This is a genomic window from Antarctobacter sp., from assembly GCF_965277915.1.
In the GTDB taxonomy this organism is placed as follows: Bacteria; Pseudomonadota; Alphaproteobacteria; order Rhodobacterales; family Rhodobacteraceae; genus Antarctobacter.
The window spans coordinates 63168-87451 of the sequence record NZ_OZ255848.1; the positions used below are offsets into that span (position 1 = coordinate 63168).

Below are 24284 nucleotides of genomic sequence, written 5' to 3' on the forward strand. Positions count from 1 at the left end.
ACTTGGTCCGTTAAAAAAGTTTTACAGCAGTTAACGGATTTAACCGTTGCGCCCCCAAGGCGCCCCGTCCGGGGCGCTGCCATCCAACAAGGAGACGATCCATGAAACACTGGATAACCGGCGCATTGTGCGCCGTACTGATGACGGCTGCGCCCGTCGTGGCCGAGGAGGTCCTGACCATCGGCGTCAGGTCCGAGTCCAGTTCACTGGACCCGCACTGGACCCAGCTGTCCGCCGACGTACAGGTGCATGAACATATCTTTGAAAAGCTGGTGGCGTTGGATTCCGCCTCGCAGCCGATCCCGGGCCTGGCCGTGTCCTGGCAGCCGCTGGACGACACCACCTGGGAATTCAAGCTGCGCGAAGGTGTCAAATGGCACGACGGCGAGGATTTCACCGCCGATGACGTCATCTTTACCTTCGACCGGCTCAAGGCAGGGATTTCGGGCGCACCCGCCTCGCCGGCCTTCCAGCTGGACAAGGGCGGCAAGCAGTGGACCAAGATCGACGATCTGACCATCCACATCACCACCGACGGCCCCTATCCGACCGTGGCCGAGGACCTGGCCATGCTGCCGATCGTGGCCGAACACGCGGCCAAGGGCGCCACGGAATCGGTGGATTTCAACAGCGGCAAGGCCACCATCGGCACCGGCCCGTTCAAATATGACACCTTCACCCCCGGCGACAGCGTCACCGTGGTCAAGAACCCCGACTGGTGGGGTGGTGACGTGGAATGGGACAAGGTCGTCTTTCGCCCTGTCACGCAGGACGCTTCGCGCCTTGCGGCATTGCTGAACGGTGACGTGGACATCATCGACTATCCGCCCACGGTCGACCTGCCGCAACTGCGCGACAACCCGGATTTCACCGTCTCGACTATCCCGTCCGACCGGCTGATCTACCTCATGCCGGGTTACAAGCATGTCGAGCCTTTCATCACCGACAACGACGGCAACGTCATGGTGCCGAACCCGCTGCGCGACTGGCGCGTGCGCAAGGCGCTGAGCTTGTCGATCAACCGCGAGGCCATCCGCGACCGGATCATGGGCGGCGCCTCCCTGCCGGCCAAGAACATCGTGCCGCCGGGCTTCTTCGGCTATGTCGACGGGCTGGAGGCCGACCCCTATGACCCCGCCGCCGCACAGGCCCTTCTGGAAGAGGCAGGCTATGGCGACGGCTTCCGCATCACCTTACATGGCCCGAACGACCGCTACATCAACGATGCCCGCATCCTCGAAGCGGTGGCACAAATGTGGACCCGTGTCGGTGTCACGACAGAGGTCGACGCCATGCCGCGCAACATCTTCTTCTCGCGCCTGATCCGCGGCGATGAACTGTCGATGCCCGGCTTCGACGTGCCGGAATTCTCGATGTCGCTGACCGGCTGGGGCACCGTGGCGGGCGAGGCGACCTATACCGTCTCTGGCACGCTGGAAACCTACAACGCGGCAACCGGCGGCGGGAACGGCAACTTTGGCCGCTATTCCAACCCGGAAATTGACGCGCGTTCGGTTCTGGCCAAGCGTACCGTCGACCCGGAGAAGCGTCTTGCCCTCCTGCAAGAGGCGATCCGCATCGGCATGGAGGATTACGCCTACATCCCGCTGCACTTCCAGGTGAACAGCTGGGCGATGCGGTCCGGTCTGAGCCACGAGCCGCGCACCAACGAGCGCACGCTGGCGACCGAAATCCACCGGGTCGACTGACCAACAGGCGAGGCGAAGAGAATGGCCGAATATATCACCCGGCGCGTGCTACAGGCATTGCTCGTGCTGACCGTCATGACGCTGCTGGTGTTTTTCGGCGTCAACGTAGTCGGAAACCCGGTCTACATCTTCGCCTCGTCCGAATGCGATCAGGCCTGCCTGACCGCGATCATCAAGGACCTTGGTCTGGATCAGCCGATTTGGCGCCAATACCTGACCTTTGTCGGCAACATGCTGCAGGGCGACATGGGCAAAAGTTTCACTCACGGAGTGCCCGCCCTGCACCTGATCTTTGAGCGGCTGCCCGCCACGCTGGAACTGGCCTTTGCGGCGCTGGTTCTTGCGCTGGTCATTGGCCTGCCGATGGGCGTCTACGCCGGGCTGCGGCCTGAGGGCTGGGGCGCCAAACTCATCATGAGCTTTTCCATGGTGGCCTTTTCCCTGCCGGTTTTCTGGATCGGCATCATCATGATCCTGACCTTTTCCGTGCAACTGGGCTGGATGCCCTCTGTCGGGCGGGGCGATACCGTCGATCTGGGTTTCGTGGAAACCAGCCTGCTGACGCTGGACGGGCTGCACCACCTTGCCATGCCGGCCTTTACCCTGTCGCTGATCATGATGGCGATGGTGATCCGGCTTGCCCGCGCAGGGATGCGCGAAGTCATGTTCACCGATTACATCAAGTTCGCACGCGCCAATGGCGTGCCCGAACGCCGCGTTCTGGGCGTGCACGCGCTGAAGAACATCCTGATCCCCATCGTCACCGTGCTGGGGATGGAGTTCGGCGGGGTCATCGCCTTTGCCGTGGTGATCGAGTCGATCTTTTCCTGGCCCGGTGTGGGCAAAATGCTGATCGACGCGATTGCCGTGCTCGACCGACCGCTGATCGTGGCCTACCTGATCTGCGTCGTCTTCATGTTCGTGACGCTGAACCTGTTGGTCGACATCCTCTATTCGCTGCTGGATCCGCGCATTCGTCTTGGCGGAGGCCGGGCATGAGCGCCATGACCACAGCCCCCGCCGCCGGATCGGCCCGTGATCTGACCCGCCGGTTCCTGTCCAACCCGGGCGCGGTGATCGCCCTGATCGTCTTTGTCGGTTTCTGCATCGCGGGCTTTGGCGCGCCATGGATCGCGCCGCAGAACCCCTATGACCTGCGACAGGTCGACATCCTCGACAGTCTAATGCCGCCGGGTTCGGAAAGCTTTACCGGCATGACCTATTGGCTGGGCACCGACGGGCAGGGCCGCGACATGCTGTCGGCCATGCTCTACGGTATCCGCATTTCGATGGTCGTCGGGCTGGCCTCCGGTCTGCTGGCGCTGGTCTTTGGCACGCTGGTCGGGCTGGTGGCCGCCTATCGGCGCGGTTGGGTCGATACCGTGCTGATGCGTATCGTCGATTTGCAACTGAGCTTTCCGACGATCCTCGTGGCGCTGATCCTGCTGGTGATCCTTGGCCGCGGCGTGGACAAGATCATCTTTGCGCTGGTGGTGGTGCAATGGGCCTATTTCGCCCGCACCGTGCGCGGTGTCGCGCTGGTCGAAGGTGCGCGCGATTACGTCGAGGCCGCGCGGGGCCTGCGCCTTGGCGGTATCCGCATCCTCTTGGGTCACATCCTGCCCAACTGCCTGCCAACCATGCTGGTCGTCGCGACGATGCAGATGGCCATGGCGATCTCGCTGGAGGCGACGCTGTCCTTCCTGGGCCTTGGCCTGCCGCCGACACGGCCCTCTCTGGGGCTGCTGATCGCCAATGGCTTCGATTACCTGCAATCCGGCCGCTACTGGATCTCCGTCCTTCCGGGGCTGGTGCTGCTGGCCATCATCATCAGCGTCAACCTGCTGGGCGACCGGCTGCGCGACGTGCTGAACCCGAGGCTGTGACCATGACCGCCGTTCTGGAACTTCGCGGGCTGCAAACCAGCTTTGTCACCCCCGCCGCCACCATCCATGCCTTGCGCGATCTGTCCCTGACCGTGCAACGCGGTGAAATCCTTGGCCTTGTGGGCGAAAGCGGGTCTGGCAAATCGCTGACCGGGTTTTCCATCAACCGTCTGATCAGCCCGCCGGGCCGCGTGACAGAGGGCGAGGTGCGACTGCACGGGCAAAACATCCTGGCCTTGTCCGAACCCGAGATGCGCGGCCTGCGAGGGCGCAAGATCGCGATGATATTTCAGGATCCGATGATGACGCTGAACCCGGTTCTGCGCATCGGCACCCAGATCCGCGACGCCCTGCTGGCGCATGAGAAACTGGACAAGGCAGAGGTGCACCGCCGCGCCATCGCCGCGCTGGACGAGGTGGGCATTCCCGCACCCGAGGATCGGCTGAGCGCCTATCCGCACCAGTTGTCCGGCGGAATGCGGCAGCGGGTGGCGATTGCCATCGCGTTGTTGCATCAGCCCGACCTGATCATCGCCGATGAACCCACGACCGCGCTGGACGTGACCATCCAGGGACAGATCCTTGCCCTGGTGCAGCGGCTGTGCCGGGATCGGGGAACGGCGCTGATCTGGATCAGCCATGACTTGGCCGTGGTGGCCGGGTTGGCCGATCGCGTGGCGGTCATGTACGCGGGCCGCATCGTCGAAGAAGGGCCGGTCGATGACATCCTCGACGCGCCCGCGCATCCCTATACGCAGGGGCTGATCGCCTCCGTCCCCGTGCCGGGCCAGCGCGGTGGGCGGTTGCAGCAGATCCCCGGGCGGATGCCCTTGCTGACCGATCTGCCACCGGGTTGTGCCTTTGCGCCCCGCTGTCCCCGCGCGACCGAGGCCTGCGCGACGATGCCCGCGTTGACACCTGTCAACAGCACCCGCGCGGTGCGCTGCGTCCATCCGTTGATCAAGGGGGCCGAGGCATGAGCGAGACCGTCCTTTCCGTCCGCAACCTTGGCCGCCGCTTTGGCTCCGAAGGAGATTTCGTCACACGGGGGCTGCGCCGGGTCGGTCTTGCGCCGCCGCCCGCGGTGGTGCGTGCCGTCGAGGATGTGAGCTTTGATCTCAAGAAGGGCGAAGTACTTGGCGTTGTTGGGGAATCCGGCTGTGGCAAGTCCACGTTGGGCCGCATGGTGGCGGGGCTATTGGACCCCACCTCCGGCACCATCGACCGCCCCGATCCGGGCGGCAAGGCCCTGCCCATGCAGATGATCTTTCAGGATCCGTTCTCCTCGCTCAACCCGCGCAAGCGGGTGAAAACCCTGATCGGAGAGGCTCCGCGCGTGCATCGCCTGACCTCACCCGCCGAGGCCGAGAGCTATGTCGCCGAACTGATGGAACGCTGCGGCATCGACCCCAGCTATGCCGACCGCTTTCCGCACGCCTTTTCCGGCGGTCAGCGGCAGCGCGTGGGGATCGCGCGGGCCTTGGCGGTGCAGCCTGAAATCCTTGTCTGCGACGAGGCGGTCAGCGCGCTGGACGTGTCCATTCAGGCGCAGATCGTCAATCTTTTCATGGACCTGCGGGATGAGTTTGACCTGACCTACCTGTTCATCAGCCATGATCTGGGGATCGTCGAACATATCTCGGACCGGGTGCTGGTCATGTACCTGGGCCGCGTCGTCGAGATGGGCAGCGTCGACCGTATCTTTGACGCGCCTGCGCATCCCTATACCCGCGCGCTGATCGAAGGGGTGCCGCGGCTGGACCGCCGCCGCACGGTCTATGCCCCGATCAAGGGCGACATTCCCTCACCGTTGAACCCGCCTTCGGGCTGCGCCTTTCATCCGCGCTGCCCGCTGGCGACCGACCTGTGCCGGGCCGAACGGCCCGACCTGAGAGACATGGGCGATGGCCGGCAGGCCGCCTGCCACCACGCCGAAGAATTGACCAAAGAAGGAGAGCCCCAGTGGCCAGCTACTCAGACCGGATGACCCGGTTCCGCAACAGCATCGACGGACAAGCAGACCTGATCTTTTTCCCGATCGGGACCGATCTGGATTACTTGACGGGAATTCACCGCGATATTCCCAACTATGGCCGCAACCTGCACCCCGGTCATTGGATCGAGGGCATGTGGATCGCGCCGGGCAAGGAGCCGATCCTGACCCTGCCGCGCATGACCGCCGAGTTTGGCAGCGCGGGCGGGATCACCGGCGTCGACCTGCGTGTTCTGGGCGACTGGGATGACCCGGTGGAAATGGCGCGCGGCATTCTTGCGGACCTTGGTGTGGGTGCGGGCGCAACCGTGGCCGTGTCCGAGGACGGCGAGGCCGAGACCCTGATGGAGCTGCAAAAGCTGCTGCCCGGCGTGGTTTTCGCCAATGGCACCAAACTGTTGCGGCCCATTCGTGTCATCAAGGATCAGGACGAGATCGACCTCTTGCGCCGCGCGGGCGAGATCACGGAAAAGGCCTTTGCCGCGACGGTCAAGAACCTGAAATTTGGCATGACCGAATTGGAGATCAGCGCCGAGATCGACTACCAGATGAAGGCGCATGGCTCTTTGGGGCCGTCCTTCACCACCTCGCTGTACAACTCCGGTCCGGATCATCCGCTGATCTTTGGCGACAAGCTGAAGACATGGCCGCGCAAGCTGGACAAGCCGGTTTCTGTCAACTTTGACTTTGGCGCGGTGCTGGACGGCATGTGCTATGACTTTGGCCGGACCGTGGCCTTTGGCGCGCCGACCGAGGAACAGCGCAAGGTGCACAAGCTGGTCATGGAAAGCCAGGCGGCGGGGATCGCGGCGCTGAAGGCGGGTGACGTGACCTGCGAGCAGGTCGACAAGGCCGCGCGCGACGTGCTGGAAGACGCCGGCTATGGCAAGGACTTCCGTCACCGTCTGGGCCACGGCATCGGCTGGGACGTGCACGAACCGCCCTTCCTGACCAAGGGCGACGAAACGCTGGTGCGCGAGGGCATGATCTTTACCATCGAGCCGTCGATTTTCCGCGATGGTGATTTCAGCGCCCGGGTCGAAGACTGTATCGTTGCCCGTCCGGGCGGCGGTGAGGCGCTGACCAGCGGCTTTCAAGAGCTGATCGTCATCGAATGACGCTGTTGCGCCCCCGGTTCACGGGGGTGCCATGCCAAGGGGGGATGCCATGATCGATCTGTCGGGAAAAACCGCTCTTGTGACCGGCGGCGCGCGCGGGCTGGGCCGGGCCATTGCCGGGACGCTGGCGCAGGCCGGGGCACAGGTTTGCGTGCTGGATCTGCCGGAGGTCTTGCGGGACGCGGTCCTGCCTGCGGGGTGGCGCGCCATCGCGATGGATCTGACCGCGCCCGATGCCGAGGCCCTGTTGAGCGCCGCGCTAACCGATCTGGGGGCCCTCGACATCCTGATCGCGAATGCCGGGATGGTGCCGCCGTGGCGGCGGATCTCGGCGCTAGATCTGGGTGAATGGGACCGGGTCTTTGCGCTGAACGTGCGCGGTGTGGCGTTGAGCCTGAAGTGCGCCGCGCCGTGGCTGGCGGCGGGGCAGGGGGCGGCGGTGCTCATGGCCTCGATCAACGGGTATACGGCGCATCCGGATCAGGCGCTCTATACCGCGACGAAACACGCCGTTCTGGGGCTGGCGCGGGCCGCCGCGCTGGACATGGGCCGTGACGGGGTGCGGGTGAACGCGCTTGCTCCCGGGCCGATCCTGACCGACGCCCTGCGTGGGCGGATCGAAACCCGCGCCGCGAATGGCGGCACGCCTGCGGACCAGGCGATTGCCGCGCTTCAGTCTGAGACCGCGCTGGGGCGGCTGGCCACAGAAGCGGACGTGGCCCATGCCGCCTGCTTCCTTGCCTCACCCCTGGCTGCCGGGATCACCGGCACCTGCCTGCCGGTCGAGGCCGGGCTGGCCTGATCCACATCTTTTGACCTGACGAGGCTTCCATGACTGACAAGACACCCGCCATCATCTGCGTGGCGATCACCGGATCCTTGCCTACCAAGGACGACAATCCCGCCGTGCCGATCACGGTCAGCGAACAGATCGAAAGCACCCATGCCGCGTTCGAGGCCGGGGCCACGATCTGCCATGCCCATGTGCGCAATGATGACGGCACGCCCAGCTCGGACCCGGATCGTTTCGCGCGACTGAAGGAAGGGTTGAACAAACATTGCCCCGGCATGATCGTGCAGTTTTCCACCGGTGGACGGTCCGGCGCGGGGCAGGCTCGGGGCGGGATGCTGCCGCTGCGCCCGGACATGGCCTCGCTGTCGGTGGGGTCCAACAATTTTCCGACGCGGGTCTATGAGAATCCACCCGATCTGGTTCAGTGGCTGGCCAATGAGATGCGGACATATGGCATCAAGCCCGAGATCGAAGCCTTTGACCTCAGCCACATCCTGCAAGCGCGGGTCATGATGGACCGCGGAGAACTGACCGCGCCGCCCTACGTCCAGTTCGTCATGGGGGTGAAGAACGCCATGCCCGCCGACCGCGAGGTATTTGATTTCTATGTCAAAACCGTCCATCGCCTGTTTGGCGACGTGCCCTGGTGCGCGGCCGGTATCGGGCGTCATCAGTTGGAGCTGAACAGATGGGCCGCAGAGGCCGGCGGACATCTGCGCACCGGTTTGGAGGACAATATCCGGCTGGACAAGTCGAGGCTTGCCCCGTCCAATGCCGCGCTGGTCACGCGCGCGGTGGAGATCTGCGAAGAGAGCGGCCGGAAGGTCGCAACCACCTCGGAAGCGCGCGAAATCCTTGGCTTGGCAGCGGCGCGCTGAACCATTTGCGCCTGAAGGTCGATGTTCGTGCCTAGCTGCATATCGGGGGCAAGAACCTACCAAAGGGCTCCGAAACGGACAGGGGGATGCCCATCTCGAAGCCCTTTGCAGGAAGACGCCGCTTGGATGACACGGACATTGGGCGTCTCCCTGATGGGTGTGGTGCGTCGGAACTGGCGGGTCAGGCCACGACGGCCACTTCGTCACCGCCCAGGGCCGTTTCGTTCATGGCCAGATATTTCTCGGCTTCGAGCGCGGCCATGCAGCCCATCCCGGCCGAGGTGACCGCCTGGCGATAGATGTGATCGGTGAGGTCGCCCGCGGCGAAAACGCCGGGAATGGATGTTTCCGTCGAGTCGGGCTTGGTCACCACGTAGCCGCCGTGGTGAGTTTCCAGCTGGTCCACGACCAGTTCCGAGGCGGGGGCATGGCCGATTGCGACAAAGACGCCGTCGCAGGCGATCTCGGTCGTCTCGCCGGATTTGACGTTGCGGGCGCGGATCCCTTCGACGCTGCGCGGGTTGTCGGCGCCAAGGACCTCGTCCAGTTCGTGATCCCAGAGCACCTCGACCTTTGGGTTGTTGAACAACCTGTGCTGCAGGATCTTCTCGCAGCGCAGCGTGTCGCGGCGGTGGATCAGGGTAACCTTCGCCGCGAAGCTGGTCAGGAACAGGGCCTCTTCGACCGCGGTGTTGCCGCCGCCGATCACGACCACGTTCTTGCCACGGTAGAAGAACCCGTCGCAGGTGGCGCAGGCCGAGACGCCGAAGCCCTTGAAGGCCTCTTCGCTGGGCAGGCCCAGCCATTTTGCCTGCGCCCCCGTCGCCAGGATGAGGGCATCGGCGGTATAGGTGGTGCCGCCGTCGCCCTGGGCGATGAAGGGGCGGCTGGATAGATCGATTGCGTTGATGTGGTCGCTGACGATCTCGGCGCCGACCTCGCGGGCGTGGGCCTCCATCCGGACCATCAGGTCGGGCCCCTGAACCATCGCATCCCCCGGCCAGTTCTCGACCTCGGTGGTGATCGTCAGTTGGCCGCCGGGCTGGATCCCCTGGACCAGCACCGGTTCCAGCATGGCACGGCTGGCGTAGACGGCGGCGGTATAGCCGGCAGGGCCGGAACCGATGATCAGGACTTTGGTGTGCTTGTTGGGCATTGGGGCACTCTCTGACAAATGGACGGGCCGGCCCGAGACGCGGGCCGATGATGGGGCAAGGCGACCGTGAAGGTCGCCTTGCGGGGCAGGAGGAGTGAGTCTGCCCCGGAAACGCACCGGGAGCGTGCGTTTCGATCCGCGGGATGGCTCAGGCGGTGGCCTTGGCTTTCGACTCGGCCTGACCCTGTTCGGCGCGCTCGGCGGCGCCCACCTCGGCGAAGCGACCGGCATAGGCCTCGATATCCTCGATCGAGAGGCCCTTTACCGCGTTCCACTGTTTCTGGTTGTATTCCTCGGTTTCGAGGTTGGTCCAGAAGCTGTCGTTCAGGCGGTTGATCATGTTGAACATCGCGCAGGCCATCGAGATCTCGACGATCTCGGTGTCGGTGAAGTTCTCTTTCATCGCGGCCCAGACGTCCTTGTCGCGCTGTGCCGTGTTCTTGGTCATCGCCTCGGACCAGGCGATGGCGGCACGGTCGCGTTCGTCGAACAGCGGGCTGGTCTTGTAGCTGTCGTCCATCATCGCCTCGAGCTCTTCGTCGGAGATGCCGAGGCCCTGCCCGAAGGTCGAGGTGTGCGCGGTGCAATAGGCGCAGGCGTTGGTCATCGAGGTCTTGATGCAGGCCAGGCCGCGCAGGCGCGGATCGGTGGTGGCGCCCAGGTCGGGCTGGCGGACGGCGGCGACGAGGCCACCAAACCAGCGCGCCAGGTAGGGGCTGTGGGTGGCCAGGATGCGCTGAAGATTGGCGGTGCGGCCAAGAAACTTGTCCGAGGCTTCGAAGATCAGCTTGGCGGTTCCCGTCGCTTCTTCGTGGCTCTTGCCGGTCAGTCGTTGTGTCATGAATCCTCCCTATGGATGCTGGTGTTACGCGGTGGTGTCGGTGACGGGTGGCCAGACGCGGCGTCCGGCATGCGGGCTGCCGTAGGCATGTATCGCGTATTCGAGCACGTGCCGCCCCTGCCAGTTCTCCCCCCGGTCCGCCGCGACGAACCGGTGCTCGAAGCTGCTGTCGCCTTCGGGCAGATCGGTGAATTCCCACAGGACGCCATGCTTGGCCCAGCCCGCGATCGAAAGCAGCTTGCGGCCACGGATCATGCCAGGGGTGACAGAGACGCGGGCAAAGCGTTCGGCCCGGTACCAGCGGGCCAGTTCGACCTCGTCCTCGGGGGTGCCGACGTTGTAATTTCCCAGCTGCATGGCCGGGGGCGGGCCCATGCCGTAGGGCGAGGCGCGCAATTCGGGTGAATTGACGACCTGTTCCTCGATGTAGACGGCGCTGCGGTGATTGCGAAGCCGGGCAAGCTGGTCGGCGTGGGATTGCGCCAGGGTATCCAGCGGGTCGTTCCGGCCAAAGAAGACCTCTGGCGAGACGGCGGCGGTGAGAATGACGTTTTGCCACCCTGTGGGCAGGGTCGGATCCGTCGTTTCCCGTCGTTGCGGGGCGCCCGCGATATAGGGCTTGTCGGGGATCTCGACGATCTCGTAATGGGCGGTCCATGCGACGCCCGGAACGGACTGGACTTGCGGCAGGTAGCTGTCATGCAGCCAGGACCGGATCGCGACGCTGGACGAATTGTCTAAATCGAACCAATCGGCCTTGATCACTTCGCCCATGCTGGTCTCCTGCGAGGTCGGGGACAGGTCTTGCGTGGGGCGACCATCGTCACCTCCACCGGTTGTGCCCGGCGAGACGTACCAGCCCTGAAGGCAAGTCAGTAAACATCCTTACTGATGCCGCCTATCAGGTTTTTGGATAGATAAATGGAATGGGCATCCTTTTGTCGGATGCCGGGGCCCATCTCGAGGGACCAAAATTCCCAGTCAAAGCAACAGGGTCTGCCAGGATCCGCTTGGGGATTGGCGTGCTGCGAGGCGTGCGGAATCGACAGGCCCCGATGCGACATCTGGCGTGAGCGGGACGCGCGGATCGAAGTAACCGCACCTGACTTTGCAGCAAGACAGGCGCGGTTCGGTCTGTGTCGGCCCATACGGCCGACCTAAGGCGTCAGGCGTCGAGGTGACGATGCATGATGTGCTGGCCCACGGTCATCCGGTCGAGCCCGTGTTCGGCCAGCTGGGCGTCCGACATGTTCGAATAATGGTCATAGGCTTCTGCCGCGGCAGTCGCGCGCGCCAAACTGTCGAAAAATGCCGATACCGCGCCGACCGCCTGTTGGAAATAGCCCGCGCCTTTGGAGAAATTCTCTGTGATAGCAGTCATTGGGACCGTCCTTTGCGTCATATCGACTTCGGTTCAAGGTTCCCATTGGATATCGTGCAGAGGGCCCGCCACGACCACCCACGATCGCGAAAGGCCGCGTTGCGCCTGACGCAACGCTTGCGATGGCTGTCTTGACGCAAAGAACGGGGCGGCGCCGGTCGTGCAACCGGTCACCGCCCCTGGGATGTCGCCCGTATCGGACCCTGCGGGCCGGTCCGGTCAGGCGGTCCCGTCCGGGTCCTGTGTCAGCTTGTCGAGCGCGGGATAGAGACGGGTGAAATCCTCATCGGCCATGCCGGCATCAATCGCCGCCTGGATCCAGGCAAGCGTCTGGTGCCCGATCCGCATCGGGCTGCCAAGCTCCTTGGACAGGGCGACGGCCATGCCCACGTCCTTGCGCAGGTTGTAAATGCGCGAGCGGCCGTCCCAGGTTTCGGTGAGGATGTGATCGGGAAAGCGGCGTTCGGAAATGAAGCTGCGCGCATTGCCCGCGTTGAACACCTTGATCATGTCGGCAAGGTCGATCCCCGCCGCCTCGGCAAGGCGGCCGGCCTCGGAACAGGCGAGGAAATTGGTATGGGTGATCAGGTTGTGAACCACCTTCATCGTGTGCCCGGCCCCCGACGGCCCGAGATGGATCAGCTTGCCGGCGCAGGCCTCCAGCGCCGGGCGCGACCGTTCCAGGACCTCGGCATCGCCGCCGATCATCAGGGTCATCGTGCCCTCGTCGGCGCCCTTGGCGCCACCGCCCGTCATGCCCGCGTCCATGTAGGGCACCCCGGCCTCTGCAGCCCGCGCGGCCAGCCGTTTGGTGTAGACCGGATCGGAGGTGGTGAAGTCCCAGAGGATCAGGCCGGGGCGGGCGTTCGCCAACATGCTGTCAAGGATGTCGTCGATTTGCGGTGACCCCGGAACCACGAAAATCACGATCTCCGCCTCGGCGGCCATCGCGTCCGGTTCAAGGATGCGGGCGGTGTCGGAAAACCGGGACCTGGCCTCTTCGGTGGTGTCCCAGGCAATCAGATCGTGGCCCGCTTTGGCGATGTTCCGTGCAATTCCCCGGCCCATGTTGCCCAGGCCGATCACGCCGACGGTTTTGGTCATTTCTGTTTCCATTTCAGTGGTTTGGTGCCATCTGCGAGTGGCGGGTTTCGGGGCAGGGCGGGACCGGATCGGTGCCGTTCCCGTCAAGGCGCAGCTTCTGGCCCTTGCATTTCGCGGCCAGACCTTGAAATCTCTGCATCACTTTCGTTCCTAGACCGATATCATCTCTGAAAGCCCCGCCTTGCCCCGTTCGCAAATCGTACGTTCGTCGCTTTCCGCACAAATCCGCGAGCATCTGATGAAGCAGATTCTGTCCGGCGCCCTGCGTCCGGGGGACAGGCTGGTGGAGTTGCGGATCGCGGCAGAGCTGAACACCAGCCAGGCGCCGGTGCGCGAGGCCGTGCGCGAGCTGGAGGCGATGGGGCTGGTGGAAACCCGCCACAACAAGGGCGCGCGGGTTCGGGTGATCAGCGACGACGAGATCCGCGAGATCTATGACGTCCGCGCCCAGCTGGAGGCCTACGCGTCGGAATGTGTCGCCAAGGCCGGCATCGATCTGCGGTCCAAGCTGGAAAAGCAGATGGAACAGATGCGCAAGGCCGCCCATGCCGCGGATTCGTTTCTGTTTGCGCAGCACAACATGCGCTTTCACCGCATCATTCTGGAAGCGGCGGGCAACGACACGCTGCTGTCGGTGTGGGAGGGGCTGAACGTGCGGTCGCGGACCAGCCTGAACGTCATGCGCCACAGCGCCGACCTTTTGCGGGTGACCGATTCGCACCAGGTGCTGGTCGATACGCTGTCCTCTGGCGATCCCGAGGCGGCGCGCCTGGCGGCCCGGGACCACGTACTTGTCAACAAGCCGTGACGGCCTGCCCATAATTCCCGTTTTTCCTTGAAACCAGGCGATTGCGGCTGACTCTCGGTTGCACAAGTTATCGATAATCGATACTTTAACCGCAATGCGCCGGTGAATCCAGAGGCATGCGGCCAAGGCCGCCCAACCTGGCGCTCAGGTATGAGGAGAGGACCGCCCGATGTTCGAGAAAATGCCGCATATCAAGGAAGAGGCCTATATCGGCTTTCTCGACCGGACGGTCGAGATCCACTGGAACTACCATGCGATCCTGATGGTCAGCATCTGGTTGTTCCTGGTGCCGCTTCTCGTGACGATCATCCGCTACGGCAAGCCCAAGCCGACCAAGTACGGCCTGCGCCGCAAGGTGCACATCAGGCATATCGAATGGTGGTGGTTCAACGCCCACAAATACGGGCTCTGGACGGCGGTTCTGTTGTCGCTGGCCGGGGTGACGGTGGCCTTTGTCGTCAGCAAGGGATTCAGCGGATCGGTGCATTCGATCCTGGGTATCCTGACCGTCATTCTGGGCGTGATCCAGGTCACCGCGGGGATGCTGCGGGGCACCCACGGTGGCAAATACTACAACAACGCCGACCCCGAAGACCCGTCGACCTGGCATGGCGATCACTACAGCCGCACCACCCGCCGCCGGATCTTCGAGGCGTACCACAAGACAGCCGGTTATTTCACGCTGTTCTGCGCCGCCGGGGCGATCGGATCCGGCCTGATGCAATACCCGATGCCGACCCTTGCGACCATCGCTCTGATCACGCCCTTTGTTTTCCTGGCCTTCTGGGTCCTGATGGAATTCCTCGAGCGGCGCTATGACGGCTACCGCGCGGTGCACGGCTACGGAATGGAACATCCCTACAACAAGGAACGCGAATACCTCTGAGTGGTGCGCCGCATCGGAAATTCGTTTTGGCCCCGGTGGGCCGCATATCGGGCCACGGGGCCAGAAAGAGGATCAGAGCATGTCGGATGTCGTCATTTCCGAATTCATGGACAAGGAAACGGCCGAAGGGCTGATCGCAGAGTACGATGTCCATTGGGACCCGAACCTGTGGGACAAGCGGGCGGAACTGCTGGAAAAGATGGCCGACGCGCGTGCCATCGTCGTGCGCAACGCGACGCAGGTGAACCCGGAGTTGCTGGACGCCGCGCCCAACCTCAAGGTGGTTGCGCGGATGGGGGTCGGACTGGACAACATCGACGTCGAGGCCTGCAAGGAACGCGGCGTCGATGTCTGCCCGTCGATCGGGGCCAACGCGGTTTCCGTCGCCGAATACGTCATCACGACCGCGATGGTGCTTTTGCGCGGACCCGCCTATTTCGCGACGCCAGAGGTGGCCGGCGGCGCCTGGGACCGCCCGAAATTCGCCGGTGCGCGCGAAATCGCGGGGCGCACCATCGGCATCGTCGGGTTCGGCTCCATCGGTCAGGTGGTGGGCGAGAAAGCACGGGGCATGGGCATGAACGTCATCGCCTATGATGCGATGATGCCGGACGACCATCCGGCCTGGACCGATGCCCGCCGGGTCGATCTGGACGATCTGATCGCCGAGGCGGACGTGGTCACGCTGCATTGTCCGAAGCTGCCGCAGACCATCGACCTCATTGATGCGCGACAGTTCGACCGCATGAAGCCGGAGGCTGTGCTGGTCAATTCCGCGCGCGGCGGCATCGTGAACGAGGCCGCCTGCGCCGAAGCCTTGCGTGCGGGCAAGATCGCCGGGGCGGCGCTGGATACGCTGGATGTCGAACCGATCACGCCCGAGGTCTGCAAGATCTTCGAAGGTGTGCCCAACCTGATCCTGACGCCGCATATCGCCGGTGTGACGCGCGAATCCAACCGCCGCATCGCCGAAGTGGCGGCCGAAAACGTGCGGCGAGTCCTGGGTTAGGGTATGGGGGCGGGCGGCTTATGCCAGCCGCTCGCCCAGATCGCCGAGGTCGGTGCTGCCGATCAATGCGATGGTCCGGTCGATTTCCGCGGACAGCAGGTTGATCGCGTGATCGATGGCTGGCTGTTCGCCCACCGCCGCGGCGTAGAGGAACGGCCGACCGACAAAGACGAAATCCGCCCCAAGCGCCAGCGCTTTGACCACGTCGACGCCCCTGCGGATGCCGCTGTCCAGCAGCACGGCCATATCGCCCTTTTCCTGGGCGATCTCGGGCAGGACCTTGACCGGTGGAACGGATGAATCCAGCATTCGCCCCCCGTGGTTGGACACGATGATCCCGTCCACTCCGGCCTGGGCCGCGGCGCGTGCATCCTCTGCCGACAGGATGCCCTTGAGGAGCAGCTTGCCCTGCCACTTGTCGCGCAGCCACTTGATGTCTTCCCAGTTCAGCGCGTCGCGCACATGTTTGCGCTGGGGCGCGCGGGCCGAGATGATCGGGATGCCCCGGCCTTTGCCGTAATTCTCGATATGCGGCATCCCGCTGGTCATCAGGGACCGCAGGAAGGTGCCCGTCAGCCAGCGTGGGTGGCACAGCCCGTCGATCGCGATCCTCACGCCGGGTCGCATCGGGTATTCGAACCCCTGCCGATAGGTCGCGCGGCGATTGCCCGGAACGGGGACATCGACCGTGACCACGAGGGTCGAGATCCCGGCGGCGCGAACACGCTCGATCAGTTCCTCGATGGTGGCGCGGTCCGCCGCGACATAGGCCTGGAACCAGACATCCGGGTTGACCTCTGCCACCCGCTCCATCGGGACCAGCGCGCTGCCTGACATGCAGAAGGGAATCCCGGCCTCTTTCGCGGCGCGGGCAAAGTTCAGATCGGCCTGGTAGCCGAACATGGCGCAGGCGCCCATCGGCGCGATGCCGAACGGCGCGGCATAGCTCTTGCCCAGCAGGTCCTGCCGGATCGACCGGTCCGAGACATCCCTCAGGACGCGGGGTTGCAGCCAGATATCCTCGAACGCCTGCCGGTTGCCGTCCCGGGACAGGTTGTTTTCGGCTCCCTGCGCGGCGAATTCCCACAGGGCCCAGGGCAGCAGCGACTTGGCAATGGGTTCGAGGTCCTCCAGGCGTTGAACCTTGCCCTTCCAGCGCGGGCCTAGCATGACGACGGGCCCGAAATCGTTTGTCCGCCTGTCGTCGGCGCCGCGCCGGGCACGGAGCCCCTGTCCATGGTCGTGGATGTCACCATAGTTTCCTTCTTCCGAAATTTTCGACCGGGGCGCCCTACAGGAATTCGCGCTGCTTGTTGTAGGGATGTTCCAGGCCATAGCCGTGGGCGACGCGATAGCCGTCATAGGCGCGGCCCCTGAAATCGTAGAGCACCCAGGCCACCAGCCATGCCAACCCGGTGAGCACGACGACCCCTGTCAGCACGGGCATGGCATATTGCATCAGCCCGGAGCCCACCGCCGCGAAGGCGCAAATCAGGGTGAAGTAACCGCAGGTCTTGTGCACCGCCTCGAACAGGCGCCGCTTGGGCGTGTGATCGTACTGGTCGCCGCGCCATGTCGCGGGATCGTCGGGGTCGGCCCCCACGCGATATCGCCCGCCGCGGGTGCCACGCATCTGCGAGGACAGGATCTGGCCCAGCCCCATCGCCACCGTGAGCGCGCCCAGGCAGGCATGAACCGATCCGCTGAACCCGCCGCTCGCCCAGAAGGCCACCGCCGTGCCGGCAAGGACCGCGGCCATGGCCAGAAACAGGCCGTATTTGTGCACGCTGAAGAACCACCATTCGCGGTGCCACAGGCTGACGTCGCGCCGGATGCCCTTTTCGGACGGCGGCGGTTTGTGGAACCGCATGATGGTGACGCAGAGCGGCACAAGGCCCATCCAGACGACGTACATCAGAACCGCGTGGTAGTTCCAATGCACGTCGATCGTACGGTCGAGAATGCCCAGGTAGACCTCGGTGGGGATGTGGCTGGGGTGGTCGTTCACGGCGTGCCCATGTGTCCTGTCCAATCGTTCCGGCGGGCGGCGTCAGCCGTTGTATTCCAGGATGTACATCCCGGCGTTGTAGTCGGACACGTAGCACAGCCCCTCTTTCGAGACCCAGATATCGGTCGACTGGATCACCTTTGCCCGGTTCGGGCGGCGGTCCATCAGCCGGGCCGGGGCAGGGGGCACAAAGGCCGCCGTCTCCTTGGGCTGATACTCGTTCGAGATGTCGTAGACCCGCACCCCGGCATTCTGCTGGGTCGCAAAGATCAGCTGGTCGCTGACCATTCCGTCGGGGCGGTTCTCGTGGATGTTGTGGGGGCCGAAATGGGCACCCTTGGCACAGTAATCCTCTTCGTTGGGGATCGGCACGGTGGCGATGCTGACCGGGTTGGACGGCTCGCGGATGTCGAAGATCCAGATGTGCTTGATACCGTCCGCGCAGTTGTCCAGCACCGCCTCGTCGGCGACGACCAGCAGGTTGCGGTCGGGCAGGGGAAGCGCGTTATGCGTGCCGCCGCCAAAGGGCGGGGACCAGTTGCGATGCACGATCAGTTCCGGGTTGGTCCGGTCCTTGACGTCCATGATGACAAGCCCGCCGTCACGCCAGGCGCCATAGGCGGTGTCGCCGTGGACGATGGCGTGGTGCAGGCCGGCGCGCGCCTGGTCCTGCGACGGATCCTCGCCGGCGGCCACGTTCATTCCGGGCAGCCAGAAGCGGCCAGCCTCTTTCGGGTTGGTCGGATCGGCCATGTCGATGGTGATGAAGATGTAGTCCGTGAACCCGTCCAGCAGCGCCGAGGCATAGGCCCAGCGGCCGCCGGTGTACCACAGCCGGTGAATGCCGCCGCCCTCGATGTCCATGAAGCCGATCTTTTTCGGCTCTGCCGGGTTTTTGATGTCATAGACTGCCATGCCCGCGGTCCAGTCGCGCCCGGTCGAGGCAGTGGCGGCGGTGCCCACCTTGTCGCCCAGCTTGCCCTTGTAATATTCCTCTTCGTTCTGGAATTCCTCCGCCGCGAACATGTTCTTGGCGTTGATCACCAAGAGCAGGTCCTCGTGGGATTGCAGGTGGATGTTCCAGGTGTTGGGAGGGGCCGGGACATAGGCGACCGGCTTTGGATCGCGCGGGTTGCGGCAATCGATCACGCTGAACCCGTCCGAGAACATGTGACCGACGATGGCGTGGCCCTTGTTGACCATGAGTTGCACGCCGTCGGGCCGTCCGCCCTGGTCGGAATAGCCGATCAGCTTCATATTGCGCACGTGGTCGGGTGTGGGCAGGTCCGGTTGTGTCATCTGGGCTGTCTTTCCTTGCTTCGGGCCTTGGTTCGGGCCTTGTTTCTGGCCTTGGGTCCGGCGTCAGGCCGCGCTCAGTTCACGATCGAAGAGATCCCGCAACTCTGGCGAAAAGGCCTTGCGGGTCTCGTCCACCTCGGGGCGGGTCGCGGCGGCGAAGGCGGCGCGCGTGTCATCGTCAAGCTCGACCAGTTCGACGCCCTGTTTGCGCATCTCGTCGCCGCAGATCTGGTCATCCTCTTCGGCAAAGCGGCGCTGCTCGGCGGTGGCGCGGTCGACGGCGCGCTGCAAACCGGCCCGCAGATCCGGGTCCAGCGTCCCGAGACGCTCGGCGTTGAACAGCACTAGCGCGACACCCAGCAGGTGCCGGGTCAAAAGAATGTGACGGTGGGTCTCGTGCAGCCTGAAGTTCAGGATGTTGGTCAGCGGATTCTCCTGCGCATCGACCCGTCCCGTGACCACAGCGTCGGGCAGGTCGCGGACGTCGATGCTCTGCGGATCAAAGCCCAGGGCGCGGAATACGCGCTGGTGGGCCTCGTTGGCCAGTGTCCGGATCTTCAACCCGTCGCAATCGGCCACGCTGCGGATCGGCGGCCCGCTGGAAATATGACGCAGCCCGTTGTCCCAGTAGCCCAGGACCTCGTAGCCGGTTGCCTTGGCGACCTCTGTCCGCAGCCGGTCGCCCAGGGCGCCATCCAGCAGCGCATAGGCGCGGCGCCGGTCGGGCACGACGAAGTGCTGATCGAAGAGCCCAAGCTCTGGCACCCGCTTGGCAAGGTAGCTGGACGAGAAATAGCACCCGTCCAGGTCGCCGCTTTCGGTCAGGCTGAGAAGGTCGGCCGCCTTGTGTCCGCGGCTGACGATGTTTTCGTCGAAGACCAGGCGGATCTTGCCGCCTGTCTCTTCCTCGACCGCCTTTGCCAGCACCTGGCCGCCGCGTGTGTGAACGGAATTGGGGCCCTGGTAGCCCCCGAATTTCAACTCGATGCTCATTGCGGCCTCACATCAGTTCTTTCATCAGCTCTTCGGGATCCGGGGGCAGGGCGACCGGGGCGCCACGCTTGGCCGAAAGATCCATCGCCATTGTCATCAGCAGGTTGCGGTGCCCGTCAGAGGCAGTCGCATGCGGGGTGCTGGCCCCGGTGTAAAGCCGCTGGAACCAGGCGTTGGTCTCTTCCCGCATCGGCCCCCAAAGCTGGCCGTCGTGCAGGTCGCCCGGCGGATAGCTGGTCAGGAATTCCACATGCCGGTCAGGTGCCGTGTAGCCCTCGGGGGCATAGCCGGCGCCCTGGGCGAAATTCGTCGCCATGACAAGGTCGCGGTGGGTGTCCTCGATGTCGATTACGCCCTCGGAGCCGACGATGCCGATCTCGATCCCGTAGACCGCGCCCGGCCAGACCTCGGGCAGGCCCCAGGAAATGTTCATCGAGAACACCGAACCGTCATCCATGGTGAAGATGCCCACCGTGGAATCCTTGGTGCCCCATTTGCCCAGGACCGGATCGGTGGATTGCGCGAAGACGGAGACGGGTTTCTTGCCCTCCAGAAGCCACAGCGACATGTCGAGGCTGTGCGTACCGGAGACGACCATCGGGGTCAGCGTGGCGCGTTCCTGCGTGCGCTGGACGGTGGCGATGGGGACCATCCGGTTCATGAAGGCGCGCGTGACCACCGTGTGAACGTCGCCGATCTGGCCGGTGATCAGGCGTTCCTTCACGGTCAGGAACCGGCGGCGGAAGCGGTTGGTGTAGCCGATCACCGCGTCCAGCCCGGCCGACTGGATCGCGTCGAGGATCTGCGCCGATTGCCGCGCGTCGGTCGCCAAGGGTTTTTCGATGAACAGGGAATGTCCCTTTTCCACCGCCAGCATCGTGGGGTCGAAATGAAAGTTCTCGTCCGTTGCGATGATCGTCGCGGTCACCTCGGGCCGTTCCAGAAGCTCGCGGTAGTCGTTGGTGAAGAAATCGGCCTGGACGTCCTCGGCGAGTTTCTGGCCGATGTCCGATTTCAGATCGCACAAGCCGATCCAACCGACCCCTGGGTAGGCGCGCGCCAGTTCGGCGCGTATCCGGCCGATAGTACCGCACCCGACAATGGCCAACCCGATCTGATTTCGTTCCTGCATGGTGTCTCCCACTTAACTTGCTGTTCCATCGGCCTGTTCACCGACGGTATCTTTTCCTGAACGCGCCGCCCGGATCATCCGGACAGCACCTTCCACGATCACGAGTCCGACGCAGATCATCAGGAAGGTCCCGATCCACTGCGACAGGACGAACCCGGCGCTTTCGCCTTCGAACACCAGCAGCGACCGGCGCACGTTCTCGTCCGCGAGAGGCGCCAGGATCACGCCCAGCACGACCGGCGCGACCGGGAACTTGAACACCGAGAACAACCAGCCGACGACCCCGGCGGTGAACATCACCCAGACGTCGAACATCGACAGTTTCACCGCGTAGGCGCCGATGATGCAGACCGGCAGGATCATCGGCATGAGGATGCCGCGCGGCAGGCTGAACAGCTTGACGCAGGGGCCGATCAGGGCGAAGGCGGCCAGGTACATCAGGATGTTGGCCACGATCAGCGCCGAGTAGATGAAGTAGATCAGGCCCGGGTGATCGATTTCGATGGTCGGGCCGACGACGACGTTCTTGAGCGTCAGCGCTGCCAGCAGCGCCGCGGCCGCCGCGTTTCCGGGGATCCCCAGCGCCAGGGTGGGCAGCATCGAGCCGCCGATATTGGCGTTGTTGGCGGTTTCGGCGCAGACCAGCGCATGATAGCTGCCCTTGCCCCATTTCGCGCGGTCCTCGGCATTCGCGCGGCGCCGCCCGACGTCATAGGCCAGGAACGAGGCCACGTTGGCCCCGGCGCCCGGAATCGCGCCGATGAAGGTGCCCATGATGCCCGAACGGACGGCCGAAGGCGTATAGCGCGCCAGCAGCCGGAGCGGCGGGAACACGCGTCCCACATCCGAGGGGATCGTCGGCATGTCCTTGGCCGGCAGGGTGCGCAGGATCTCGGCCATGCCGAACAGGCCGATCAGCACCGCGACATAGGAAACGCCATCGAAGAGCGCGAAGGAGTCGAAGGTGAAACGGGGCACCGCGTGGATCGAATCCAGCCCGATGAAGGCAATCAGCATCCCGAGCCACCCGGCGATCCAGCCCTTGATGGGCAGCGATCCGGCGGCCATCGTGCCGGACACCATGATCCCGATCACCGCCAGCCAGAACATCTCCCACGAGCGGAAGTTAAGAGCGAAGCTGAGGATCACCGGGATGATCATGACCAGCAGGATGATCCCGATGCCGCCGCCGATGAAGGAGGCGGCGATCGACATGCCAAGCGCCTGACCGCCTTCGCCCCGTTGGGCAAGCTGGTGACCCTCGATCATGGTCGGCACCGCGTCGGGCGTGCCGGGAATATTGATGAGCACGGCAGAGATGGCGCCACCGAACACGCTGCCGGTGTAGACGCCCAGCATGAAGGAGATGGCGACCTCCTGCGACATGCCGGCCGACAGGCCGATCAGCAGGCCCATGGCCATCGTTGTCGACAAGCCCGGAAGGGCGCCCCAGATGATCCCGAGGCTGACCCCGGCAAGGGTCATCATCAGCAGGTAGGGCGTCAGCGCAAGAAGAAGGCCGTCGATCATCAGAATGTCCCCGGAAGTGGAATTTTGAACACCAGCTGGAAGACCAGCGACAGGACCAGCGTCCAGCAAGTCGCGATGGTTGTCGTGATCCAGATCGGGCCGCGCCAGCTGAGGTGCATGATCACGGCAAGCGTCAGGATCGTGGCCGGTTCGAACGCCGTGAAGGAAAGGTTCAGCCCCAACAGGTCAAGCCGGTATTGGAAGGCCAGGAACTGGAGCGCGGCAATATAGGTCGCGACGCCCCCAGCCAGGATGAGGGTCCGCAGGTCGGTCGCCACATCGCGGCCGTCCAGAAGCGGAACGCGCACGCCGCTGCGATACCGCGAGACCGCGGATGCGCCCAGCCCCAGTGCCATGAGCAGCAGCGATGCCGACACGATGAAGGGCAGCAGCCCGGGCGCGGTTCTCAGCCCGCCGGGGACCGGCAGGCGCAGCGAGGCGATCATGACGGCAACCGCAATCGTGATCAGGATGGCCGTGGCGACCAGGTCGAGCACGGGCGATGCGTAGCCGGTGCCGGCCTCTTCGCCCTCGAACTCGAACTCGGGGTCTTTGGAATTGGACATGACGTTTTCCGTCGGTTCAGGAGAGGAGCCCGCGCACGCGCGGGCCCCTGCCAGGTGTCAGGTATCAGGTGTTCGACTTGATCGGCGGCGGCACGTAGCCCTGCGGCGGCCACCAGCTGTCGAAATCGGCCGGGGCGGGCAGGCCCAGCTCTTCGGCGGATCTGACCTCGGCGCCGATCTGGTCGGCGTTCTTGTTGAAGATGTCGGCGGTGAGCGCCTCCATCAACGCGCCTTCGCGGTCCGCTTCCTCGCCGATCTTGATGTCGGCCTGATAGTACTTGGAGGCCAACAGTTCGAGGAACCCTTCGGAGCTTGCTGCTTCCACGAAGGCATCCGAGATCTCCTGCAGGATTTCCGGCGGCGTGTCCCGCTTCACCATGAAGTTGTAGGTCGAGCCGGCCGGCGTGTTCGTGGCGCCCGGGATCGCGGTGCTGAGGGTGGGCAGCACGGTGCCGTCTTCCAGGGTGATGTCCTTGCCGGTGGTCTGCACCAGGCACCGCATGTCGCCCGAGCGGATGAGGTCGATCTGCTCATGCAGGCCGCCGCCGGAGATGTCGGTTTCACCCTGCAGCCCGGCCAGCGTTGCCGGATTGCCGCCCTGGTAGGGAACGTACTTGAGCTGGATCCCCGCCGCGTCGGCGATGATCAGGGCGGCCTCGTGCCAGACCCCACCGGTGCCCGAGGTCGAGATCGAAAGTCCGCCGGGATCGGCCTTGGCGGCATCGATCACGTCCTGGATCGTCTGATAGGGGCTGTCGGCCCGGACGGCCCAGGCGGCAGGCGCGCTGCCCGCCTTGAACGGCAGCCAGTCTTCCCAGGGGGTGAACTCGGCATGGCCCATGACACGGACAAAGCGGTTGTAATTGGCGGCGCCCAGAATGGTGTAGCCGTCGGCCGGGGCATTCGAGACGAACCTTGTCGCCACGCCGCCGACCGCGCCGGGCCGGTTCTGGACCTGAATCGTCCAGCCCCTTGCGTTGGCCATCTCCTCAGCCAGCTTGCGCATGATCGTGTCGGTGCCGCCGCCCGCCGCGTACATCACGACGATGGTGATCGGGCGTTCCGGGTAGCCAGCGGCCAGTGCCGCCGAAGGCATGGTGATGTGAAGGGATGCGAAGCCGGCGGCTGCGCCTCCCAGGAATGTCCGTCTGCTAGGACCATTTCCATTGAACTTTGTCATTTCATCCTCCCTTT

The 24284-nt window shown here is 64.4% G+C and carries 25 protein-coding genes; 11 read left to right on the forward strand and 14 right to left on the reverse strand.

Annotated elements, in window-relative coordinates; translation table 11 throughout:
* Positions 1-101 precede the first annotated feature (101 nt).
* Genes ACQY5B_RS00305 through ACQY5B_RS00340 form a run of 8 tightly spaced genes read left to right on the forward strand, consistent with a single transcriptional unit; the run spans position 102 to position 8377 of the window.
* Positions 102-1709, forward strand: a complete 1608-nt coding sequence (locus tag ACQY5B_RS00305) for an ABC transporter substrate-binding protein (RefSeq protein ID WP_420328808.1) — start codon at positions 102-104, stop codon at positions 1707-1709.
* Positions 1710-1730: 21 nt separating this feature from the next.
* Positions 1731-2708 carry an ABC transporter permease gene (locus ACQY5B_RS00310; RefSeq protein ID WP_420328810.1) on the forward strand — a complete coding sequence of 326 codons (978 nt, stop codon included), beginning with the start codon at positions 1731-1733 and terminating at the stop codon, positions 2706-2708.
* Entirely contained in the window at positions 2705-3595 is an 891-nt protein-coding gene (locus ACQY5B_RS00315) for an ABC transporter permease (protein WP_420328812.1), read from the forward strand. Before ACQY5B_RS00310 ends, ACQY5B_RS00315 begins: the two co-directional genes overlap by 4 nt.
* A 2-nt stretch (positions 3596-3597) precedes the next feature.
* Positions 3598-4575: an ABC transporter ATP-binding protein gene (locus ACQY5B_RS00320; protein WP_420328815.1), complete on the forward strand. Its 978-nt coding sequence runs from the start codon at positions 3598-3600 to the stop codon at positions 4573-4575.
* Positions 4572-5582: an ABC transporter ATP-binding protein gene (locus tag ACQY5B_RS00325; protein ID WP_305968928.1), complete on the forward strand. Its 1011-nt coding sequence runs from the start codon at positions 4572-4574 to the stop codon at positions 5580-5582. The genes ACQY5B_RS00320 and ACQY5B_RS00325 overlap by 4 nt, the downstream gene beginning before the upstream one ends.
* Positions 5558-6706: a M24 family metallopeptidase gene (locus tag ACQY5B_RS00330; RefSeq protein ID WP_420328817.1), complete on the forward strand. Its 1149-nt coding sequence runs from the start codon at positions 5558-5560 to the stop codon at positions 6704-6706. Before ACQY5B_RS00325 ends, ACQY5B_RS00330 begins: the two co-directional genes overlap by 25 nt.
* A gap of 49 nt (positions 6707-6755) precedes the next feature.
* A complete protein-coding gene (locus ACQY5B_RS00335) occupies positions 6756-7508 on the forward strand; it encodes an SDR family NAD(P)-dependent oxidoreductase (RefSeq protein ID WP_420328819.1) in 753 nt (250 codons plus the stop codon).
* Between the two features lie 29 nt (positions 7509-7537).
* Positions 7538-8377, forward strand: coding sequence for a 3-oxoadipate:acetyl-CoA acetyltransferase (locus tag ACQY5B_RS00340; protein ID WP_420328821.1), 840 nt, complete (start codon positions 7538-7540; stop codon positions 8375-8377).
* Positions 8378-8558: 181 nt separating this feature from the next.
* Here the strand turns inward: ACQY5B_RS00340 and trxB are convergent, their stop codons facing one another.
* The 6 genes from trxB to ACQY5B_RS00370 form a co-directional block, all read right to left on the reverse strand.
* Positions 8559-9533, reverse strand: coding sequence for a thioredoxin-disulfide reductase (gene trxB, locus ACQY5B_RS00345; protein ID WP_420328825.1), 975 nt, complete (start codon positions 9531-9533; stop codon positions 8559-8561).
* A gap of 148 nt (positions 9534-9681) precedes the next feature.
* Complete coding sequence (locus ACQY5B_RS00350; RefSeq protein WP_305969118.1) at positions 9682-10374, reverse strand: carboxymuconolactone decarboxylase family protein; 693 nt, start codon at positions 10372-10374, stop codon at positions 9682-9684.
* 24 nt (positions 10375-10398) lie between these two features.
* Positions 10399-11148, reverse strand: coding sequence for a hypothetical protein (locus ACQY5B_RS00355; RefSeq protein ID WP_420328828.1), 750 nt, complete (start codon positions 11146-11148; stop codon positions 10399-10401).
* Positions 11149-11539: 391 nt separating this feature from the next.
* The gene (locus ACQY5B_RS00360) at positions 11540-11755 is read right to left on the reverse strand and encodes a hypothetical protein (RefSeq protein ID WP_305969116.1); all 216 of its coding nucleotides are present in this window, start codon (positions 11753-11755) and stop codon (positions 11540-11542) included.
* 219 nt (positions 11756-11974) lie between these two features.
* Positions 11975-12859 carry an NAD(P)-dependent oxidoreductase gene (locus tag ACQY5B_RS00365; protein ID WP_420328831.1) on the reverse strand — a complete coding sequence of 295 codons (885 nt, stop codon included), beginning with the start codon at positions 12857-12859 and terminating at the stop codon, positions 11975-11977.
* A gap of 13 nt (positions 12860-12872) precedes the next feature.
* Positions 12873-12998, reverse strand: a complete 126-nt coding sequence (locus ACQY5B_RS00370) for a hypothetical protein (protein ID WP_305969114.1) — start codon at positions 12996-12998, stop codon at positions 12873-12875.
* Positions 12999-13040: 42 nt separating this feature from the next.
* Between ACQY5B_RS00370 and ACQY5B_RS00375 the strand changes: the two genes are divergently transcribed.
* From ACQY5B_RS00375 to ACQY5B_RS00385, 3 genes are all read left to right on the forward strand, one after another.
* Positions 13041-13667 (forward strand): GntR family transcriptional regulator, encoded by a 627-nt coding sequence (locus ACQY5B_RS00375; RefSeq protein WP_420328833.1) that lies wholly within the window; start codon positions 13041-13043, stop codon positions 13665-13667.
* Between the two features lie 169 nt (positions 13668-13836).
* On the forward strand, positions 13837-14553 hold the full coding sequence (locus ACQY5B_RS00380; RefSeq protein WP_305969112.1) for a cytochrome b561 domain-containing protein: 717 nt from the start codon (positions 13837-13839) through the stop codon (positions 14551-14553).
* A gap of 79 nt (positions 14554-14632) precedes the next feature.
* On the forward strand, positions 14633-15562 hold the full coding sequence (locus ACQY5B_RS00385; protein ID WP_305969111.1) for a hydroxyacid dehydrogenase: 930 nt from the start codon (positions 14633-14635) through the stop codon (positions 15560-15562).
* 18 nt (positions 15563-15580) lie between these two features.
* On the opposite strand, the gene ACQY5B_RS00390 is transcribed toward ACQY5B_RS00385, so the two are convergent.
* The 8 genes from ACQY5B_RS00390 to ACQY5B_RS00425 form a co-directional block, all read right to left on the reverse strand.
* Entirely contained in the window at positions 15581-16732 is a 1152-nt protein-coding gene (locus tag ACQY5B_RS00390; protein WP_420328837.1) for an alpha-hydroxy acid oxidase, read from the reverse strand.
* 121 nt (positions 16733-16853) lie between these two features.
* Positions 16854-17570, reverse strand: coding sequence for a cytochrome b561 domain-containing protein (locus ACQY5B_RS00395; protein WP_420328839.1), 717 nt, complete (start codon positions 17568-17570; stop codon positions 16854-16856).
* Positions 17571-17612: 42 nt separating this feature from the next.
* Positions 17613-18869: an LVIVD repeat-containing protein gene (locus ACQY5B_RS00400; RefSeq protein ID WP_420328841.1), complete on the reverse strand. Its 1257-nt coding sequence runs from the start codon at positions 18867-18869 to the stop codon at positions 17613-17615.
* Positions 18870-18932: 63 nt separating this feature from the next.
* Entirely contained in the window at positions 18933-19862 is a 930-nt protein-coding gene (locus ACQY5B_RS00405) for a TRAP transporter substrate-binding protein (protein ID WP_420328843.1), read from the reverse strand.
* A 7-nt stretch (positions 19863-19869) separates the two neighbouring features.
* Positions 19870-20994, reverse strand: a complete 1125-nt coding sequence (locus ACQY5B_RS00410) for a Gfo/Idh/MocA family protein (protein WP_420328845.1) — start codon at positions 20992-20994, stop codon at positions 19870-19872.
* A 12-nt stretch (positions 20995-21006) separates the two neighbouring features.
* Positions 21007-22524, reverse strand: a complete 1518-nt coding sequence (locus ACQY5B_RS00415; protein WP_420328847.1) for a tripartite tricarboxylate transporter permease — start codon at positions 22522-22524, stop codon at positions 21007-21009.
* Positions 22524-23090, reverse strand: a complete 567-nt coding sequence (locus ACQY5B_RS00420) for a tripartite tricarboxylate transporter TctB family protein (RefSeq protein ID WP_305969104.1) — start codon at positions 23088-23090, stop codon at positions 22524-22526. Before ACQY5B_RS00420 ends, ACQY5B_RS00415 begins: the two co-directional genes overlap by 1 nt.
* Positions 23091-23154: 64 nt before the next feature.
* On the reverse strand, positions 23155-24186 hold the full coding sequence (locus tag ACQY5B_RS00425; protein ID WP_420328848.1) for a Bug family tripartite tricarboxylate transporter substrate binding protein: 1032 nt from the start codon (positions 24184-24186) through the stop codon (positions 23155-23157).
* Positions 24187-24284 lie beyond the last annotated feature (98 nt).

Coding starts and splice junctions, on each gene's coding strand:
- ACQY5B_RS00305 (WP_420328808.1), top strand. CDS start 102: ATGAAACACTGGATAACCGGCGCATTGTGCGCCGTACTGATGACGGCT.
- ACQY5B_RS00310 (WP_420328810.1), top strand. CDS start 1,731: ATGGCCGAATATATCACCCGGCGCGTGCTACAGGCATTGCTCGTGCTG.
- ACQY5B_RS00315 (WP_420328812.1), top strand. CDS start 2,705: ATGAGCGCCATGACCACAGCCCCCGCCGCCGGATCGGCCCGTGATCTG.
- ACQY5B_RS00320 (WP_420328815.1), top strand. CDS start 3,598: ATGACCGCCGTTCTGGAACTTCGCGGGCTGCAAACCAGCTTTGTCACC.
- ACQY5B_RS00325 (WP_305968928.1), top strand. CDS start 4,572: ATGAGCGAGACCGTCCTTTCCGTCCGCAACCTTGGCCGCCGCTTTGGC.
- ACQY5B_RS00335 (WP_420328819.1), top strand. CDS start 6,756: ATGATCGATCTGTCGGGAAAAACCGCTCTTGTGACCGGCGGCGCGCGC.
- ACQY5B_RS00340 (WP_420328821.1), top strand. CDS start 7,538: ATGACTGACAAGACACCCGCCATCATCTGCGTGGCGATCACCGGATCC.
- trxB (WP_420328825.1), bottom strand. CDS start 9,533: ATGCCCAACAAGCACACCAAAGTCCTGATCATCGGTTCCGGCCCTGCC.
- ACQY5B_RS00350 (WP_305969118.1), bottom strand. CDS start 10,374: ATGACACAACGACTGACCGGCAAGAGCCACGAAGAAGCGACGGGAACC.
- ACQY5B_RS00355 (WP_420328828.1), bottom strand. CDS start 11,148: ATGGGCGAAGTGATCAAGGCCGATTGGTTCGATTTAGACAATTCGTCC.
- ACQY5B_RS00360 (WP_305969116.1), bottom strand. CDS start 11,755: ATGACTGCTATCACAGAGAATTTCTCCAAAGGCGCGGGCTATTTCCAA.
- ACQY5B_RS00365 (WP_420328831.1), bottom strand. CDS start 12,859: ATGACCAAAACCGTCGGCGTGATCGGCCTGGGCAACATGGGCCGGGGA.
- ACQY5B_RS00370 (WP_305969114.1), bottom strand. CDS start 12,998: ATGCAGAGATTTCAAGGTCTGGCCGCGAAATGCAAGGGCCAGAAGCTG.
- ACQY5B_RS00380 (WP_305969112.1), top strand. CDS start 13,837: ATGTTCGAGAAAATGCCGCATATCAAGGAAGAGGCCTATATCGGCTTT.
- ACQY5B_RS00385 (WP_305969111.1), top strand. CDS start 14,633: ATGTCGGATGTCGTCATTTCCGAATTCATGGACAAGGAAACGGCCGAA.
- ACQY5B_RS00390 (WP_420328837.1), bottom strand. CDS start 16,732: ATGCTAGGCCCGCGCTGGAAGGGCAAGGTTCAACGCCTGGAGGACCTC.
- ACQY5B_RS00400 (WP_420328841.1), bottom strand. CDS start 18,869: ATGACACAACCGGACCTGCCCACACCCGACCACGTGCGCAATATGAAG.
- ACQY5B_RS00405 (WP_420328843.1), bottom strand. CDS start 19,862: ATGAGCATCGAGTTGAAATTCGGGGGCTACCAGGGCCCCAATTCCGTT.
- ACQY5B_RS00410 (WP_420328845.1), bottom strand. CDS start 20,994: ATGCAGGAACGAAATCAGATCGGGTTGGCCATTGTCGGGTGCGGTACT.
- ACQY5B_RS00415 (WP_420328847.1), bottom strand. CDS start 22,524: ATGATCGACGGCCTTCTTCTTGCGCTGACGCCCTACCTGCTGATGATG.
- ACQY5B_RS00420 (WP_305969104.1), bottom strand. CDS start 23,090: ATGTCCAATTCCAAAGACCCCGAGTTCGAGTTCGAGGGCGAAGAGGCC.
- ACQY5B_RS00425 (WP_420328848.1), bottom strand. CDS start 24,186: ATGCCTTCGGCGGCACTGGCCGCTGGCTACCCGGAACGCCCGATCACC.